The sequence below is a fragment of the Candidatus Hydrogenedentota bacterium genome (genome assembly GCA_035450225.1).
GTDB lineage: Bacteria > Hydrogenedentota > Hydrogenedentia > Hydrogenedentales > SLHB01 > DSVR01.
In genome coordinates, this window is the sequence record DAOTMJ010000018.1 from 27,688 (window position 1) to 46,054 (window position 18,367).

Sequence of the window (18,367 nt, forward strand, 5' to 3'; positions counted from 1 at the left end):
GTTCATCATGGGAAAAGCATCATGAGGAGCGTCGTCGCCAAAACCGCATTCTGGCTGTTTGCAACCGTCGCATGGATCGTCGTGATTTCATTGGGACTGGCGCTGCTGGCGCGGGCGCAAATCATCTGGATTGCAACCCGCAACCCCTATTGTGTTGCCGTCGCCAATGGCGACCCCTCGGTGTTCGCGCCGGTGCCGCGCGAATCCCTGGAAGGTCCCCTGCGCGTCGCGACAACGCCGGTATCGTGGGAAGCCAGCGCGCCGAAACCGCCCTTCGCGGCGGATTGGGCCATCCGAAAGGACGGCGAAAACGACGCCGAGAAACGGGCGCGGCGCGAACGGTTCCCCGCGTTGTCCGAGGAAGACCGGTTTTGGTTTGCCTTGGGCAACGGGGAAACGGTGATACGGTTTGGGAAGGAAGGACCGCCGGTCGTTTACAGCGACGGGTTCAAGCGGCGGGCGCTTCACAAAAACGTGATTACGTACCCCTTGCCCATGGACGCATTGGCCGCAAAGGCCCAGGAAGTGGGAAAAACCGGGAAGGCCTCCAACGCCGTTTTCAACTTCGACCCGGACAACCATCCGGCGGGCGAAACGGACGTCTTTTTCATGCCGGACCCGGACGGACAAAGCGTCTATGCGTTCATCGAATACGAATACCGCCTCATGCGGTTGAACCAAAAGGACATCCCCGCCGAATCGCGGTGGGAAGTTTTCAATTTCAGTTATAAAAAGAATTTTCAGGGTCCTGTCAGCGAGGGCCGTGTTGCAACCAATCGTTTCGGCTACCGATCCCCGGACGTTGCCGTGCCCAAACCCAAAAACGTCTTCCGCATTCTGTGCCTCGGCGGCTCGACGACCTACGAGGGTCTCGACAACGACAGCACCTATCCCGCCCTGCTGCAGAAGGAATTGCGCGGCGCCTTTCCCGGACGGACCATCGAAGTCGTCAACTGCGGCGTCGAAGGCCTCAATTCCCGCGCCAACTTCCTGCACATGCCGGCCTATCTCGAACTGGAGCCGGACCTCGTCGTGGGCTACCTCGGCATCAACGACTCGCAGAACGACGTTCAGATCCTGTGTCGGGCCGAAATATCCTCCATCGGCGCATTCCTCGGAAACTCCTATTTCCTCCGGCGCAACTTCGAGTGGCTGTTCTGGCCTTCCGACGAAGTCATCCGCGATCATTTCGAGGCGGTCACCCTGGCGAATCTGGAAGGGCTTCGCCGGATTTTCGCGCGGCACGGCATCCGCTTTGCCCTGTGCAGCCTTGCTTATGTGGATTATTTTGCGGTTCCCCGCGCAAAGCGCCGGCATGTGGACATGCAATGCGATTTCACCGGCGCGGTTTTCGCAAGGTTGGTCAAATGGCTCAACCCGGAAATCCGGCGCTTTTGCGACCGAAACGGGATGCTCTACATTCCCGTTTGCGAAAACATAACCAATCCCGACTGGCTGTTTGACTCCTGCCACCTCACGTTTGACGCCGTCCCAATCAAGGCCCACATCGTCGCCGAATCGCTCAATCCCTATATCGCTCCCGCCCTCGATGCCCGGCCTTCCCCGCAAGAGGCAGTCAGTCACCACCAGTAGAACTGGTGACTTGACTAAGGCAGCGTAAAGAGGCCAGTAAGTTCTTCCTCTTGCTCTTGCTCTTACTCTTCCTCTTCCTCTTGCTCTTGCTCTTGCTCTTACTCTTGCTCTTGCTCTTCCTCTTGCTCTTGCTCTTGCTCTTGCTCTTGCTCTTACTCTTGCTCTTGCTCTTGCTCTTGCTCTTACTCTTGCCCGAAATCGTAATCGCACTAGATCGGAAAGACTTGTCCTCGCCGGTTGAATACGTTGCGACCAACAATAAAGTGTGAGGATAGCACTGTCCCATCACCGCAGCGCTCCATCAAGCGTTTTCGATGATTCGATTACGATTTCGCGCACGATTACGAGCACGAACACGCGAAATGCCGCTGGAACGGTGGAGCCTGATGGATTCTCACCGGCAGATCGGGTGGAGTAGCTCTAATTTACAAAATAGGCCGTCGTGCGGCAGCCGGTTCCGGCGGAATGCGTTCTTGCATGAAAAAGAACAACAAACCGGAAGCGAGGCCAGGAAATCCTTGTTACGAAAATGTCTTTCGGGGATCTTGATCGAAGCCGATCCGCTTGAGAATCCAGTCAAATTCGCGGCGCTCGGTTTCGCTCATGGGCGCGACGCCGGCGGGGGCGATCATTGCGGGCGAGTCAATGAGGCCCCGGCGATGGAGCATTTCCTTGAGCAATTCCTTGGAGTGGTCGAGGTAGAACACGAGGTAGGGCAGCACGCGCTCGAAATAGAGACGCGCGGCCTCCGCCTCGTCGCCCGCGAGATAGGCGCGGACCACCCCGCCGTGCAAATCGAGCGCCTCGGTGCCGGTCATGAACGCGGTGACGCCCAGCCGCAGCATGTGAATCAGATGTTTGCCGCCGGCGCCGCCGATGACCGGAAGCGTTCCCCCCGATCCCGCAATCAGGGCGGCGGCCTTGTCGAGGAAACGGGCGCCTTCCGCCTTCACATACCGGATGTTTTCGATTTCCCGGTGCATGCGCAGCATGAAGTCCGCAGTCAACACCGGCGCGCAGTGGCCCGCGTCCTGCACGATGATCGGCAACGGCGACGCGTCCGAAAGGGCTTGATAATAGGCGAACGCGCCATCGGAATCGGGCACATCTATATAGGGCAGCGTCGCCATGATCAGGTCCGCGCCGAGATCCGCCGCTTGCCGCGCATATTCGACGGCGATATGGACGGCCGGCGCCGCCACGCCGATGAATACCGGCACGCGGCCCGCGACCTCCCGCACTATCAATCCGGTAAGCCGGCGCCGTTGTTCTTCCGACAACATGTGAAATTCCGAAGCATAGCCGAAATGGCCGATGGCCACGGCGCCGCATTGCAGGCAATACTCGACAACGCGCCGCTGGCCGGCCTCGTCCAGCGCGCCGGATTCCGTGACAACCGTCGGCATAATCGGCATCATGCCGCGGAAAAAAATCGCGTCTTTCATCGAAATCTCCTGTCCCCGGAAAAGGCGGCATGGGCGCCGCCCGATGCGCGGGAACGATCGAATCTGTCCACGTTCAAGCCTACCACAGGAGGACGGAACGCTCAAACGCGACCGGCGAGGTTGCGCGTTGCAATCGAATCGCGATAGGCTTTTCGCAATACAGGGTATGCGCACGCGGCATGACACGAAACAATCGGCATATTCATGGCCTGATAATCAGGACCGTCAGGGCATCCGCCGGCGCCCTTGCGCGACAACGCCTGCTGACGGGCCTTCTGTTGATTACGATGGGCGCCGTGCTGCCGGTTGTCTTGGTCGAGTGTTTCTTTGCTTCGCTGCACCACTTGCGACACAATCCGACTGGATCGGAACCCAGTTGGAATATTCCATTGCTAAAAAATACACCCCTGTTTGGTTGCAGACTTCTTCCCGATAGGCATGTCGCCGCCACCATGAAAAAGGATAGTGAAATAATCTGGCGCGCAACCTATTCGAGCGACAAATACGGACGCCGGGCAACGCCCGTGGACAATGCGGGCGATCAGACTTTTTTTGCCGTGTTTCTGGGATGCTCATTCACGTTTGGAGAGGGCGTGAACGACGACGAGACCTTGCCGTTTTACACGGGGAAATATGCACCCAAATACATGCCGTACAACTACGGAATTCCCGGCCACGGACCAAACGGCATGCTGTTTATGATGACGGACGGGCGTCTTCGGCGGGAAATTCCACAGGAACGGGGTTTCGGTGTTTTCGTTTACATGGACGACATCGCGCGAAGAGTTGCCGGCAGCATGCGTGTATTCTGGGGCCGCGACCAAGCCTGCTACGAAATCCACGACGGCCGGTTGCAATGGATGGGTTCGTTTCGCACCGCCCATCCCTGGCGAACGTGGATCTACGATCGCTTGCTGAAGAGCCACACCATTTCCTATTTGAACGTGGACATTCCGCCAACCCCGACACGCTATTACCCGCTTATGGAAACGATTATCAAAGAAATGGACCTCGTATTCCGGCGCCAGTTTCCCGGTTCGGATTTCTATGTATTGATATATCCAAGGCATGGGAATGCATGGGGACATTGTGTTGCGGACGACCTGCGCGCCGCTGGTCTACAATGCCTTGATTACCGGGAACTTGCTCCGAATGCCGACTGGGATCTTTTTTATGCGGATTCGCATCCGGTTCCCCGGACACATGAGACCGTGGCCATGCAACTGGTGAAGGATCTGAACATCGGGGCCCCTGAAGGAAGGTGAGATTTCAACATCTCGGTTGTTTTTTGTGTGCGCATGGGATGGAAAACAAGAATGGCGAACGCGCCTGAAAACCTGTCTTTTCAGAATCCACACCAACATAAATGGCCGTCACGGACGACCGGTGGTCTTGCCGTCCTGCTTGTTCTTGCGGGGCTTGTGTGCAGCCCCGCCGGCTATTCGTTTCTGTACGGCCGCTTCCCAGCGATAGACGATTATCTGTTTCCCGCCTCGGGGTGGGGCCTAGGCTTGGCGTTGATCGGATCGGGGACTTTGCTTTTTGCGTTGAAACGCCGGATACATCCATCGAGTCTCCTGCTTCTTGCCGCCACATGCGTCGCCTGTTTTGGGACAATGGAATTGGTGCTGGCGGATTTGGGCATCCATTCTTCCTTCCATTTCCGATGGAAGACGCCGAAATTGGTTTCCTGGTGGGATTTCAGCCCGGTTACGGGGAGTCGTTATATCGCCCGCGAATGGAGCAATCCGAATTGGCCCATCAACCGTAACGGCTTTGTCGGCGCGACCGATTTTACCGTGGAGGCATGCGCCGATGCGGAGATCCGCATCCTGGCGATCGGCGACTCGTTCACTTGGGGCGTCCAGGCGTCCTCGTATGCGAATAGTTACGTTGCCCTTTTTGAAAAGCGGCTGAAGGCGGAAAGAAATGTCGTCGTCTGGAATACGGCCATTCCCGGAATCGGGCAGAAGCAGGAACTGTTATCTCTGAAAACGTATGCTCCCCTTTTGCGCCCGCAGTTTGTGATACTCGGCTTTTTCATGAACGATTTCGACGACAACATGTATCCCATGAGTATGTACTATATTTTCGAGGACAGCCCCAATTTCATTATGCGTTACGAGGATATGGGAGACGGACGCATTCGGACGCTAAGTCCCGTGGAGGCTTACTGGCGCGCCCATCCGCTTTCGGAACGGCTGTCGGCCTCGCGGGTCTTCCTCCAATTTTGTAACGTGGCGCGCAGCGGGCAACAATGGTTGGCTCCACTCGTCCGGCGGGAGGTCTCCCGCGAACAGAATGCCGTCGAAAGCCCCGGCGATTCGGAATTGATTCGCACCCTGCGCGGCGGGATGGAAACAGCCGATCTGCTGGCTCAAATCCGCGATTATGTCGAAGGGCAACCCGCGCGCCTGATTGCACTGATCATTCCGCATATTGACGACCTGAAAACGCCCTCCAGGACTTATCAGGCAGCCGTTTCGTTGTTCGATTCCCTCGGCATCGAGTATGTCGAACTCAGGGATTGTTTGGAGCGAAGCGATTATGTATCCCGCCCTTCCGTGCATTGGAACGACAGCGGCCATAAAAAAGCCGCGGGTGTCTTGGCGGAACACGTGGAAAATGCGTTGAATAAAAAAACCGCAGGACCAGCAACCGACTTGATGGAATCGTTTATCGCATCTCAGTAACCACCCGTTGCCCTCGTCCACGCCCCGCCTTTACGATTCCGCCGGGTATGTTTCATGCCGTGCAGGCCGCATTTCGACAGAAAAAGCATGAACTTGAGAGTACCGTGTTCTCGGAGTCGTGAAGGTCTCGGAATGTAACGCCGATTTCCAAATCGGCTTGCTGAAACACGACATGCCGATTGGGAAATCGGCGCTACCAAGCGGCCATTTTCAATTTCAACACAAGATCTCGTTGCCCGATCCGACATGGAATTGCCCGAAAATGCCAATCTTCGAGGAAATTCTCATCCCTTTGTCTCAAGAACTCGGTACGCTCAAACATGAATAAAAAGTATTTGAAGTTTGGCAAGGGGACATGTCCGCACGCGTCGCGTTGCTTCGCATCGGCCTGCCAATCGGGGATCGTTGAATACACACCGTCGGCGGAGATGACGATTCGCCTGTTGTTGTTGAAGCGGGAAAGCCGGCCTGACATAATGGGATATTCACCGGCGATAGACTGCGGTTTGATTAGTGATTGCCAGCTCGGAAACGTTGTATCCATGAAGAGATTTATTCAAGCGCAATTGAAAAAAGCCATGCAATACCGGGCTTGGAAACTCTTGCCCGCGCCCGCAAAAGCCATGGCCTATGCATGGTGCCACGACCCCGTTTTTCCGCCGGTAATGCAAATGGAGCCGACCCGCCGTTGTAACCTTCGCTGTGTGATGTGCGCCCTGACGCAGTTCTATCACGGCGACAAAACGAAAGACATGACGCTCGAGGAATTCAAACGGGTTATATCGCAACTCCCCAAAAGCGTCGAGCTGGTTACAATCCAAGGCACGGGCGAACCACTGCTCAATAAAGAAATCGTGCCCATGATCGAATTTGCCTGCCGCCAGGGTTTTCGCACGAATTTCAACACGAATTTGTTGTTGCTGACTGATGAGATGGCGAATCGTCTTGTGGCAGCCGGTTTATCGGAAGTGGTTGTTTCCATCGAAACGGCTCATCCCGAGCGGTATGCCGATATTCGCCGCAACGGCGACATTGAACGTTTTCTGGCCAATCTGGACAAACTAAACGAGGCGAAGCAGCGCGCGGGCGTGGATCATCCGAAAATCACCGCCTGCTGCGTCATGATGAAACATACCCTTCCCGATATTCCAGACCTGATAACCACCCTGGAGCAGCGCGGGGTCGTAAGGCTTCACTTGGCGGACATGTGCACCTACCCGGAATATACAGGACCGCTTACATTGGCCGATGGCTCCGATTTGCGCGATCAAGCCCTCGGAGCCAGCATGTCGGAAGAAGAAATTTGGCGGGAATTGTCGGCGCTCAAAGCGCTTGGCACCGACAAGATTGAAGTCACGATTCCGGGGGATTGGGGCGGCATCAAAATCGAAAAGCCGGACGACGGGACCGTCCTGACGTGTATCGAGCTGTGGCGGCTTCCGTTTGTCAAGGCAAACAGCGAAATGTGCACCTGTTGCTGGGCGCCCCAGTACGTCATGGGGGATTTTAAAACACAAACCTTCGAGGAAATTTGGTTCGGAAAACCGTACAGACGCATGCGCATGCTGCATTTGATGAACAAGGCGCCGGCACAGTGCCGGAAGTGCCAGCAGCGCTTTTATTCCGTGGCGGTTCCGTCGCGTATTTTCGGCGTCTTCGAACCGGAGTTCCGCATGGAAGAAGTCTTCCTCTGATTGATAATAGCATTCGGATTTCCGCGACAGTCGAAACAAGAGCAGGAACACAACGTTGTGAACGATGAAGACTCCAAAGCGGCGCGTCTGCTCCGTTGGCAACACGGAGAGACGCCCGGCCCTTGGCAAATGGTCGTTTTCCCCACGAACAGGTGCAATCTGCGTTGTGGTATTTGCTGGCAGCGATGGGCCGAAAACGAATACGGGGCGCTTGACTATTCAGACGAGATTCCGGACAGCCGATTGCTTCGCCTGGTAGACGAGGCGGCCGACATGGGCGTGCGCGAATGGTCCATCGGAGGCGGCGGAGAACCGCTGGTTCGCGCCGGCCTTGTCGAGCAGATGTGTATGCGTATTCGGGAACGAGGAATGAACGGTGGGCTCTTCACCAATGGGACATTGTTCAAAGAACCTCTGCTTCGGCGCCTGGTGGATATCGGGTGGGAACGCATTGATTTCAGCCTGGACGGCCCCTCGCCCGAAATCAACGACGCGATACGGGGCGAGGGATCTTTTGAACGCACCATGGCCAATATGCGTACCCTCGCCCGAATACGCCGCGAAACAGGAAAAAAGCAGCCTGTCATAGACATTCACATGGTGTTGATGCGAAACAATGCGGATCATTTGGATGCCATGTTCGAAATCGTGGAGGAAATGATGCCGTCAAGTTTCGGATTGGGAGCGCTTCAGGCACAAAGCGAACAGAGCCAATCACTGATCCTAACCCCCGAACAAATGACGGCGCTTCCTGAATTGTTGGAAAATCTGCACCGGCGCTGCCAAGAAAAAGGCATAGGCACGAACGCGCAGCATCTGTTGTCCGGGGAGGCGGTTCGGACAAAAGAGGCCCAACCGAATCGAAACGGTTTCGGCCCAAGCCGGATTGCGGCGGCTTCTTGCTTTGAACCCTGGCTGACAGCAACGATTCTTCCCCAAGGATATGTGGGGCCTTGTTGCGCTTTTTGGGATGTAAACGCCGGTAATATCAGAAAACAAACCCTGTCGGAAACATGGACAGGATCGTATATGACGCGCCTCCGGGAAGATGCGCTAATGGGAAATCTCCCGCAATACTGCCAATGGTGCCCATCGCATCTGAGATGGCAAACGGAACAAATCCGACGATCCGTGCTGGACCGTGAACAGAAAGAACAGGAACGTCTTATTTCGCGGCAACAAGGGGGTGTTCGCAATCTTCCAGCCCGTTTGGCCAGAGTCTATCGCGCCCACGGCGTCTGGGGTACTTTTCGCAGAGCGTATGAGTGGGTAAAAACCCGTTAGAGCGCCCAGGCTTCGTCTTCGGGCTCGACGGTTTTTTCCTGTTCGCGGATAAAGAAGGTGGGATCGTCGGTAAGGGGGATGTCGTCAATGGGCGCGGCCTCGGCCGAACCGAACATTTCGACGTAGTCGCCGTGGAATCCGTCGCAGATGTTTCGGGCATGGCACGACCGGCAGGCTTCATGATATTGATACCGGCATTCGTTGGCGGCGCGTTCGCGGGCCTCCTTGCGGCAGAGCGCCTCCTTGCCGCGGAGCGCTTGGTCGGCGCGCGCGACGGTTCGTTGGACGGCGTACTTGAATCGCGTTTTCACATCGCCCGCCTCGTAGCGGTCGCGCAGGACGATCCCGTTGCAGGTGTAAATCTTGCGCGCGCCGAAGCCGATGGGGAACACGGGGGCGACGCCGCCTTCCTTCATCATCTGGGGCGCCATCATGGTCCATAGCCAGCTGGCGAAATCCCATTCGTGCGTGTCGTAGGAAAGTTGCTGGTAGTTGTAGAAATTCTTGCGGTGGCGCGGTTCGGCCATACACAGCGGGAGGTAACGGACGTTGGTTTCGATGCCGGCCTCTTCGAGCCGGTCGATCGCCTCGGCCAGATAGGGCTTGATGTCCGAGTAGCGGCCGACGTTTTCGCGGGTGCGGCGGCCCTGTTCCTGGTTGCCGAACGGGTTGAACGCAATGTAGTTGACGGCGTAGGCGCCGTATTCGACGGCCTTCTCCGCAATCTTCGGAATGACGGGAATGACCGGTTTCGACATGGTGCAGTTGAACCGGAACGGAACGCCCGTTTCGCGCATGCGCCCGATGGCGGCGAGGATTTTGGCGTAGGCGCCGTCCACGCCGACGACCTCGTCGTGGATCGTTTCATGCCCGTGGAGGCTGACGAGGAAATCGCGAAGGCCGGCGTCCCGGTATTTTTCGATCGCGCCCGGCCGGCCGAGGATTAGGCCGTTGGTGATGAGCGTCGGGTACAGGCCGATGTCGCGGCAATAGCGGATCAACTCGAAGATATCGGGGTAGATGGTCGGTTCGCCGCCTTGGATATCTATCGCGGTGTTGCCGTAGTAGTCCCGCAGGGTTTTGCAAATCCGTTTCGCCTTGTCCAGCGCCATGAAATCGTGCATCTTGTCGTCGCAGTTGGTGATGTGCGCGACAAAGTAGCAGAAGTAGCAGCGTTGGTTGCAGGTTTGGCCCAGCCACATCACGCCGCGGCGCGTCAGGACTCGTTTTTTCGTCTTTTTGAACGTCATGTTTCGGCACTCGGGGCGGTTGCCCGCCGGTTCGGATTGACAGTAATCAGGCCCTCGAAATAGACACGGTCGCCTTTGTCGAAGTGCATCTGGCCGCCGCCGGGACTGTGAAGGGCCTGCAAGACCCGCGCATTCTCATGGTAGCCGGTGTTGATGGCCGTCATGTGAAAAGCCGTTTCATCCGTTGTCGTTGCAAGCGTAATCGAAGGCAGCGAAGAACTCAAGGCGGTCGCTTGGCGGCCCGGCGCATAGATCCGGTTGGCGTGGCGCCAGTCGGCCAGCCCTTGTACAAAATCGGGGTAGGCCCCGCTTTCGTGATCGGTTTCCCAGTGCGAATATTCGGGGCGCAGCACGATGCTGGCGTGATATTCGTCCACGTCCATGGGTTCGTCCACATGCAGGATGATGCGCACCGCCACGCCTTCCGGCGCCGCTTCGATTTCCCACGTCTGGCGGTAGGGGAAACGGCGCGATTCACCCGTCACCTCGATGCGCTGGCCGGTCCGCCGGGGGGAATGCCAATGCAGCGCCGTGCTATCGTTCCACATGGCCCCGAAAAGCATCGAGGCATAAAAATGCAGGAACGCCGTGAGTTCTTCCCCGTCGTGGGCGATGCGAATCCGGCCGGCGTCGAAACGTGCCTTCAGGGGACCTTGGACGATCGTCCGCTGGGCAAGCCGCGCGTCAACCCATTCACCTATCGTGTCGGCGGTCTGGCCGAAGTCCAGCGTGAGCGTCAACAATTCATGGCGGCCTGCGGCAAACGTGGCCGCCGTACCGGGCAGGGTTGCTTGGGCTTGAAGGGCCCGCGCGCCGGTCACATAGTCGGTATTGCTCAGATTCAGGCAAAAGTAGGGCAGGGGGCTGTCCAAGCGGGCCAGAACGGGCCGCAGCGGGCTGTTTTCCGGCGGCAGCACGGCGGCTTCCCGGCAACTCATGTCGGAAGGCACGGCGCTTGTCCAGCCAAGGTCGCCCGGCAGGATGTTCGGAAACAGGCCCATTACGCCGTTGTACATCCATCGCGTGTGCGCGGGCGGCAGAAGACAGTTCAGCGCCAGGGACGGTATGTCCACGTCGCGATCGCACTCCATCGCGGCGTTCCAAACGAGCCGGCTGTCCTCGATGCGGAGGTCCCAATGCAGGGTCACGGGAAGGCGCGCCATGCGCCCGTGGGCCACGCAGCGGCTCGGCTCGCGCCGATCAACGATCCAGTCGCCGCCGGACGACAGATGCCATTGTCCCATGGATTCGATCTGCATCTGAAACCCGCTGGGCGCGCTGATTTCGCGCTGATCCTGAAAAACGGACACCCGCCCATGGCATTGAATCGCCTCGAGCGAATCCCCGCGGAAGGTGTGGATGCCGATGTCACGACCGATCTGGCGCAGATAAAAATCAATCGTCGCCTTGGGCGATTCGCGCACAATCATCCGGCCCTTGCTCAGCAGCACGACGCGGTTGCACAACGAGTTCACGATGCCGAGATCGTGCGAAACGAACACGATGGTCTTGCCCTGTTCGCGCAGTTCGCCGATGCGCGTCCGGCATTTGCGCTGAAATTCCTCGTCGCCGACGGAAAGGACCTCGTCCACGAGAAACACGTCGGGATCGGTATGCACCGCTACGGCGAATCCGAGCCGCACGAACATCCCGCTCGAATAGGTGTTCACGGGATTGTCGAGAAATTCCCCAATGCCGGAGAAGGCGACAATCTCGTCGAAGACGCGGTTGACCTGCGCGGGCCCCACGCCGAGGATGCGCGCATTGAGATACACGTTCTCGCGGCCCGTGAGCAGCGGGTGGAATCCCGCGCCCAATTCCAACAGGGACGCGACGCGGCCGTATACGTTGACGCGGCCGGTCGTCGGAACGGTCACGCCGGCCAGCAGTTTGAGCAGTGTGCTCTTGCCGCTGCCGTTTGCGCCGATGATGCCCACAGCCTCGCCGGGTTCCACGGTGAACGAAATATCTTGCAGCGCGGTAATCGTTTCCGAACGGCGGCGGCGAAAGAGATTGACGAATCCGCCGCGCGCCAGCAACATGCCCGGTCCGCCCCGCGCGCGAAATGACTTTCCGACATTCTCGACTTCGATCAACGGCATCACAAGTAATCCGCAAGGGTTGGGGCGTTGCGCCGGAACACGACGGCGCCGATCAGCAGGCAGAGGACGGCAACAACAAGGGGCCGCAACAGCAGCATGGGTTCCGGAAACACATTGTCCAGCAGGGCCTGCCGGTACGCCGTGACAAGATTCGCCATCGGATTGAGCATGTACAGGTTGAACAGGAAACCGTCAAGCCGGGACGACACCATGCCCAACGGATAAAAAATCGGTGTCGCGTAAAAGCCAAACGCGAGGACAACATCCACCATGTAGCCAACGTCCCGGTAATGGACGTTCAGCGCCGACAGCAGCAGGGCAAGCCCAAGGACCAGCATGAATTGAATCGCGAAAATAAATGGCACGCAAAAAAGCCCCGCGCCCAACGCGGAAACACCGTCGCGCACAATAATGAAAACAAGCAACGTCACAAATCCAACAAAAAAATTCACCAGACAATTGACGACGGCCGCCAGCGGGATGATCTCGCGCGGAAAATAGACTTTCTTGATCAGTTCCTGGCTTTCGATGAGCGAATGCGTGCCGCAGGCCAGCGCAACCGCCAGAAACTGCCACGGCACCAGCCCGCACAGCAGAAACACCGCCGAGGGCCGCTCGCTGCGCAGTCCGCGGGCCTGCATGATGTCGCCGAGAAGATAACCGAACACAAACAGGAGAATGGCCATCATCAGGACCGGCTGCACCACCGCCCACAGGAACCCCATCATCGCGTTGCGGTAGCGCGCGCGCAATTCGCGCCACACCACGTCGCGAAGAAGCCCGCGGCTTGCCAGCAAATCGGGCACGATGCGCCAGGGATCGCCCTGTTTCTCGCTTGTGTACGCAAGAGCACTCATGCGCCGCATGGTAACAACCGGTGCGCGGCTTTTCAAACGCCGGGTTGCCAAACCGGCGCCTGATCGCCTATTCCGCGAAGATACGCGGCTATTCGCCAAAATGCGCGATCAGCCAGCGGCAGTTGACAACTTTCTCGACGAGATCGAGCGGCAGGTAGAAATAATGGCAGGAGGGCTCGAAGCCGATGCGCGAGTCTTTTTGTGCAAGCGCAAAAAGTTGGCGGGCCAAATCAATCTCGGATTCCAGGCATTGCCTGATTTCGGTTTTCAACCGCAGGCGATCGTCGTCGGGAGTCTTGGGATCGGCCAGTGCGTTACGCGCGAAGACGAACCGCGCCTGGTTGGCCACGGACTGAAAATGGATGCCCGCCGCTCGCGCCAGCCGCAAATCCGATTCGGCCTCATTGCGCTTCTCGGGCGGTGTTTTTTCCATAGCCGCCTGCAATTCCACCATCCCCCTCCGCCACCCTTCGGCGACTTTTTCAAACTGCGCCGCAAACACGTCCGGCGGATAAGGACCGCGCCAACCGTCAAGGTCGTCGTAGGGAATCCCCCACATCGTGGCCGAGTAACCGGTTCTTTCGGCGTATAACGGATTGGCCGCTCCCCATTGGACCGGCGAGGTATAGACCACACTGATGTGGAACGGATACTGCCGAAAGGCGTCGCTCAAAATCGTCCATGCCTTGCGCGCATGCGGGGCGCCCTCCATGCCGAAACGATCCCGCGCCAGTTCGTCCAGCGCCTGGGCGGCGTCTGGAACGGACATCAGGCTCAACCGCCGGGCAAGTTGGAAATTCGGCGAGGGATAGCCGCCCATCGTCCAGCCGATCAGCATCGCGCTAAGTTGGGCCTGTGCGCGCAGATTGCAGCAATGCTCGGCAACCAGATCCATCACGGGCAAATACGGAATGCTGGCGATTTCGCAGGTATTGTTGAATTGGATTTCCGTGCCCGTTTTCAGTCCGGCCTCCTGGGCGGTCTTCCAGTGCAGCAACGCGCGGGGTCCCGGCCCGACGGACGAAATGGAATACTCGCCGACGGCGCTCTTGATCCCGCCGCGTTCAATGGGCAGGCTCCATTCGCTCACCGACATCAGACACACGGATTTCGGCAGGCGCGGAATGATGTCCCGCGCATCGCCGTGTCCGCGCCATCCCCAATCCGACACAAGCACATGGGCCCCGCCATGGCCACGATGCACACCGGCCTCGATGGTTTCGACCACTTCGGCCAGGATGTCCGCATCGGTGCGATCCTTGCAGCGATCGCAGGATCGCCAGTCGCCGTGCGATGCGCAGTTGGTCAGGTTTTCCGATGCCGTGATCGCGTAGACGCCGCCCAATCCCGGCGCTTCACGGAAAACATGGGCCAGCGCATCGCCCATCCACTGACGCACCGCCGGATGCGAGGTGCACAGCGCCGTCAGTTCCTTTTCCCGGACACCGCGCAGTTCGGCGCGATCCTTGAAGAAGGAATCCGGCATTGCGCGTGGCTCGTTGATGTAGAGATATACGCCGATCCCGAATTTCCCGGCCCGTTCGACCAGCGCGCGGAGATTCGCCAGCCGCTCCTCGTGCCCGGCCCCAAACTCGGGAAACACCGCGCCGCCCGGCGCAAGGTCCCGCAGAAGAACATGGATCCAGACGCCGTTGATCCCTGCCGCGGCAAGCCGCTGCAACAGGCCGTCGGGATAGGGATTCAATCCGGGGTTCATCAGCGGATCGCCGTATACCGCGACATAGGAATACACAAGCCGCAGAAATTCAGGGACAGACACCGAATTTCCCGGAAATTCGGTGTCTGTCCCTGAATTTCTCAGTTGCCGAACAAAATCGAAGCGCGGCTCCGCTGGACCGCGAATCGCCTCGCCGAAATCTTCCTCGACCACGCGGCGTATTTCCGCCGCCCGGCATTGCGTGGCTTCGTCTGGCGCTTGATAACGGATCGGTTTGCATGCGGGTTTGACGCGGCCCAATTTGATCCATAGGAAGTCCTCCTCCCGCAGCATGACCGACAGGCGTTCCGGTGTCATGTCGAGTAGTTCAAGCAACTGTTCGTAGGGCAGAAGATGCCAGTTGCGCCGGATAAGGGCGATATACCCCCGCGTCTGCATTTCCGGCGAGACAGCGGGGTCGGGAGGCAAGCCCATGGACACGGCCAGCGCCGTGATGTCTCCGACGGAAGCGCCGAGGAGCCGGGCCAATTTGTCCGGGGCCACGACGGTCCAGTTCCGCCACACAAACTCATGTACGCGATCCGGGAAGTGGCGGGCGGCAAGGGCCGGGGCGGCGTTCCCATGCGGCAGTATGGCTTCTTCGGCGAAACCGGCGCCCGCCGATTGGAAAAGCAACAAGCACGTCATCATAAGCATAACCATCGTTGTCCTAAAAAAACTCGTCAGTCCAGTTTATGGGCAATGAGGACATGGTGGACTTTTTATTGTGTCCATCCAGTCCATAACGACCATGGGAAAAATCCAAGGCTTTCAACAGATTGAGAGTACCGAGTTCTTGTTTGTATTCACCTGCCCTGAACGCGCATAGGGAGTCTTTCGGGTGCGGAACGCAGGACAAACTGTCCGGTCTGTCTTTTCCGAAGCCCCGCCATGTCCGTGGACGGACAGGCTGGACAGCCTGTCCCACACACTTGCCCTTGTTTCTGCTCCTGTTGGGACTCCACATTCAATGCTTCAATACGATTCTGTAATCCGTTCAACCGGAAAAACAACACTTTTCGGGTAATTGCAGCCTGTAACAAAGTTCGAGAATTCGGTACTCTCATGTCAGCATGTATTGCCGAAATCACGGACCACGCTTGTCGCGCAATACGGCGGCGATCATCCGGTATCCCGAATAGCCGGCCGCGGCAAGTCCAAGGACAATCATCCCGAATGTCGCGATGCCGCGCGCGCCAAGCCATCGGTCAAGATATACGCCCGCGACCGCGCAGAGGACTATCGGCGCCGCTATCGAAGCGCCGAGTTGGCCCACCAGTCCCGCCGCGTCGGCGATGCTTTTCCATAGTTCCCGCTCGCGTGGGTCCATAGTCGATCAGCGCCCCGCTGTCTCTCGTTCCGCGACATAGGCTTCGAGGCGTTCGCGCCACGCCTGACGGTCCTCGTCGGTCATGAAGAACACGAACGCGTTGGCGGCGCGCTGGACTTCCATGACGCTGATCAGGAAGTCAAAGACGGCATTGGCGGCCAGATCGTCCGATACGTTGGCCGCGGTTTGCGCGTCTATCAGTTCGACGAGAGACGCCACGCCCTGTGCGTAGGCGTCCGCCGCCAGATCGAGGGCCTTGTGCGCAGCCTCGGCGGCGGCGCGGGTCTGTTCGATGTTTTCGTTTCCGGCACGCGCCGCAATGGCATGGGATCGAATGCGCTGCTCGATTTTTTCGGCGATGGCCTCGCGATCGATCGTCAGTTGCGCGAGCGTTTCCCGGGCCTTGCCCACGGCCGCCTTGCGCGCGCCACCGGCATAGAGGGGCAACGACGCCTTGATTCCAAGATCCCATTCTTTTTCATCCGGATATTTCAGGAACAACGACAACGGAAAATGCGGTTTGACGCCTTCGCCGTCCTCTTCGAGAATGCGTCCGGCTTCGCCGTGCAGGCCGATAACGGGCATGAAATAGGCGCGCCGGGCCGAGAGGAGTCCGCGTTTCTGCGCCGCGATGCCCGCGTCCATTTGGTGCAGTTCCGGCGATGCCGCGAGACCTTCCCGGGCCAAAAAATCGCGGAACGCCGCAAAAGTGCGGTCGTCCGCAAGGTAACGCGCCAACGGACTGTTCCCGCCCGCAAGCCGCGTGTCGTCCGGGCTAACGTCCTCGGTCAGAAAAGTCTCCTCGAGCGGACGATGCAGCAGGCGATTAAGTGCAAGTTCGGCGGCCTGCCGCAACGCCTCGGATTCGATGACGGCTTTCTTGGCTTTTGCTATCTCATTTTCCCAGCGGAACAGTTCTATTGGATTTCCGACGCCGGCCGCCTTGCGCACGCGGGCCAGTTCAAGGTGCGAACGCGACATCCGCAGAATGCCCTTGCGAATCCGTTCGCCGGTCTTCGCCCGCAATACATTCAAATACGCCTTCGCGGCTTCGAGCGCCAGGTCGAGTTTCGCGCGTTCATATTCGAATTCGCGCGCTTTCTGCAGGAGTTTCTGCGCGTCGAGATTCGCCCATGCCTGCTCGGCGAAGATAACCTGCGTAAACGACAGGGTCGCCGTGAGCGACCGCTCCGGAAACATGCCGGCGCTGGCGGCGGCGCGATCCTTGTCGAGCCGCACATCGGCCAAATCCGCCTCAATTTTTGGCAACAACTTCGATCGCGCGTCGCGGATGTTTTCCCTGCCCGCGGCGACTTTGTGCGCGCCCGCCTCGATTTCGAGATTGGACGCCAGCGCGCCGGCAACCGCTTCGGACAAATTGACGCGACGATCAACGTTGGCGGCCTGTTCGTTCAGAAGTTCCGCCTCGATGAGAATCGCCCGGGGAAGGGCCGCTTCAATGGCGCGCGCCGTGGCCATGTTGACAGTCAATTTCTCGTCACGCGTGAACAACACCGGCAGTTTTTCCGCCGATTCGCCCATCTGTAGCCGTTGAATGTGTAGCGCCGCGCGGCGGGCGAGGCGCACCGTGTCCAGTGGCGGATTCACGCTCGCAAGAATGCCGCGCTCAACGTCCCCACGTCCGGCAAAGGAAAAACTCGGCAGTTTGCGATCCATGAGCCATCGCGCCAGTTGTTCAACGGCGTCGCCGGACAGTTGAAGCAGCGGGCCGATATACACGGCGTCCACGCCGGACGGAAGGGCCGCGACCGCTTCGGGAATCGAATCATTTACGGGCACGATGTCCGCCGCAACGCCCAGGGATTCCGCCGCGGCAAGACAGCCGTCGCGCAACACGGGAACGGCATCGAACAGCAACCGGCTTCCAAGGATGGCCACGCGCCGATACGGCGTCAGTTCGCGAAAGGCTTTCAGGTCGCGTTTGAACGGCGCGGGCGATGCCATGAACATGAGATTGGGTTTGCCGCTGGCGCCGTCCACAATGGCAATGCCCTGTGCTTCGGCATCCATAACCATCGGAGCAATCGCCGGTTTGGAAAGCATCGTCCGCCGGCACACATTGGCCGACCCAATCGGACCCAGCGCTATCACGATGTCAACGGACGGATTTGCGAAAGCCTTGTTCAGCGCCGCGTCCACGCCGTCCCATGTCCCATCCGCGACAACATAGCATTCGGCAGGGCAAACGACGCCAAATTCCTTTTTATTGAGATATTCTATCTCGCGCTGAAAGACGGCGCGAACTTCGTCGCCGTCGGGCCATGCTCCGTCCTGCACAATGCCGACGCGCACTTCGCCGTATACCGGCAAGGCCAGCGCCAAGCAGCCAATCCCAACCAACCAACGAACGGCTTTTCCTCCACGCATTTCCTGCACTCCGG

General features: G+C 58.6%; 13 protein-coding genes. 5 read left to right on the forward strand and 8 right to left on the reverse strand.

What is annotated here, in order from left to right; genetic code table 11:
• Window positions 1-21: 21 nt before the first annotated feature.
• Entirely contained in the window at window positions 22-1,593 is a 1,572-nt protein-coding gene (locus tag P5540_11150) for a hypothetical protein (GenBank protein ID HRT65370.1), read from the forward strand.
• A gap of 521 nt (window positions 1,594-2,114) precedes the next feature.
• Here P5540_11150 and P5540_11155 read toward each other — a convergent pair.
• Entirely contained in the window at window positions 2,115-3,038 is a 924-nt protein-coding gene (locus P5540_11155; GenBank protein ID HRT65371.1) for a dihydrodipicolinate synthase family protein, read from the reverse strand.
• Between the two features lie 179 nt (window positions 3,039-3,217).
• On the opposite strand from P5540_11155, the gene P5540_11160 reads away from it, so the two are divergent.
• Both P5540_11160 and P5540_11165 read left to right on the forward strand, forming a co-directional pair.
• Window positions 3,218-4,303, forward strand: coding sequence for a hypothetical protein (locus tag P5540_11160; GenBank protein HRT65372.1), 1,086 nt, complete (start codon window positions 3,218-3,220; stop codon window positions 4,301-4,303).
• A 51-nt stretch (window positions 4,304-4,354) separates the two neighbouring features.
• Window positions 4,355-5,731: an SGNH/GDSL hydrolase family protein gene (locus tag P5540_11165; GenBank protein ID HRT65373.1), complete on the forward strand. Its 1,377-nt coding sequence runs from the start codon at window positions 4,355-4,357 to the stop codon at window positions 5,729-5,731.
• A gap of 193 nt (window positions 5,732-5,924) precedes the next feature.
• Here the strand turns inward: P5540_11165 and P5540_11170 are convergent, their stop codons facing one another.
• Window positions 5,925-6,275 (reverse strand): hypothetical protein, encoded by a 351-nt coding sequence (locus tag P5540_11170; GenBank protein ID HRT65374.1) that lies wholly within the window; start codon window positions 6,273-6,275, stop codon window positions 5,925-5,927.
• Between P5540_11170 and P5540_11175 the strand changes: the two genes are divergently transcribed.
• Both P5540_11175 and P5540_11180 read left to right on the forward strand, forming a co-directional pair.
• The gene (locus tag P5540_11175) at window positions 6,274-7,425 is read left to right on the forward strand and encodes a radical SAM/SPASM domain-containing protein (GenBank protein ID HRT65375.1); all 1,152 of its coding nucleotides are present in this window, start codon (window positions 6,274-6,276) and stop codon (window positions 7,423-7,425) included. The two genes, P5540_11170 and P5540_11175, sit on opposite strands and share 2 nt — an antisense overlap.
• Window positions 7,426-7,482: 57 nt before the next feature.
• Window positions 7,483-8,709 (forward strand): radical SAM protein, encoded by a 1,227-nt coding sequence (locus P5540_11180; protein HRT65376.1) that lies wholly within the window; start codon window positions 7,483-7,485, stop codon window positions 8,707-8,709.
• Here the strand turns inward: P5540_11180 and P5540_11185 are convergent.
• The 6 genes from P5540_11185 to P5540_11210 all read right to left on the reverse strand — a co-directional run bounded on the left by P5540_11185 (window position 8,706) and on the right by P5540_11210 (window position 18,353).
• Complete coding sequence (locus P5540_11185; GenBank protein HRT65377.1) at window positions 8,706-9,959, reverse strand: radical SAM protein; 1,254 nt, start codon at window positions 9,957-9,959, stop codon at window positions 8,706-8,708. The genes P5540_11180 and P5540_11185 overlap by 4 nt on opposite strands.
• Window positions 9,956-12,061 (reverse strand): ABC transporter ATP-binding protein, encoded by a 2,106-nt coding sequence (locus tag P5540_11190; protein ID HRT65378.1) that lies wholly within the window; start codon window positions 12,059-12,061, stop codon window positions 9,956-9,958. The genes P5540_11185 and P5540_11190 overlap by 4 nt, the downstream gene beginning before the upstream one ends.
• The gene (locus P5540_11195; GenBank protein HRT65379.1) at window positions 12,061-12,927 is read right to left on the reverse strand and encodes an ABC transporter permease; all 867 of its coding nucleotides are present in this window, start codon (window positions 12,925-12,927) and stop codon (window positions 12,061-12,063) included. Before P5540_11195 ends, P5540_11190 begins: the two co-directional genes overlap by 1 nt.
• Before the next feature lie 79 nt (window positions 12,928-13,006).
• Window positions 13,007-15,286 carry a hypothetical protein gene (locus P5540_11200; GenBank protein HRT65380.1) on the reverse strand — a complete coding sequence of 760 codons (2,280 nt, stop codon included), beginning with the start codon at window positions 15,284-15,286 and terminating at the stop codon, window positions 13,007-13,009.
• 436 nt (window positions 15,287-15,722) lie between these two features.
• On the reverse strand, window positions 15,723-15,965 hold the full coding sequence (locus P5540_11205) for an AtpZ/AtpI family protein (GenBank protein HRT65381.1): 243 nt from the start codon (window positions 15,963-15,965) through the stop codon (window positions 15,723-15,725).
• Between the two features lie 6 nt (window positions 15,966-15,971).
• Entirely contained in the window at window positions 15,972-18,353 is a 2,382-nt protein-coding gene (locus tag P5540_11210; GenBank protein ID HRT65382.1) for a TolC family protein, read from the reverse strand.
• Between the last annotated feature and the right edge of the window lie 14 nt (window positions 18,354-18,367).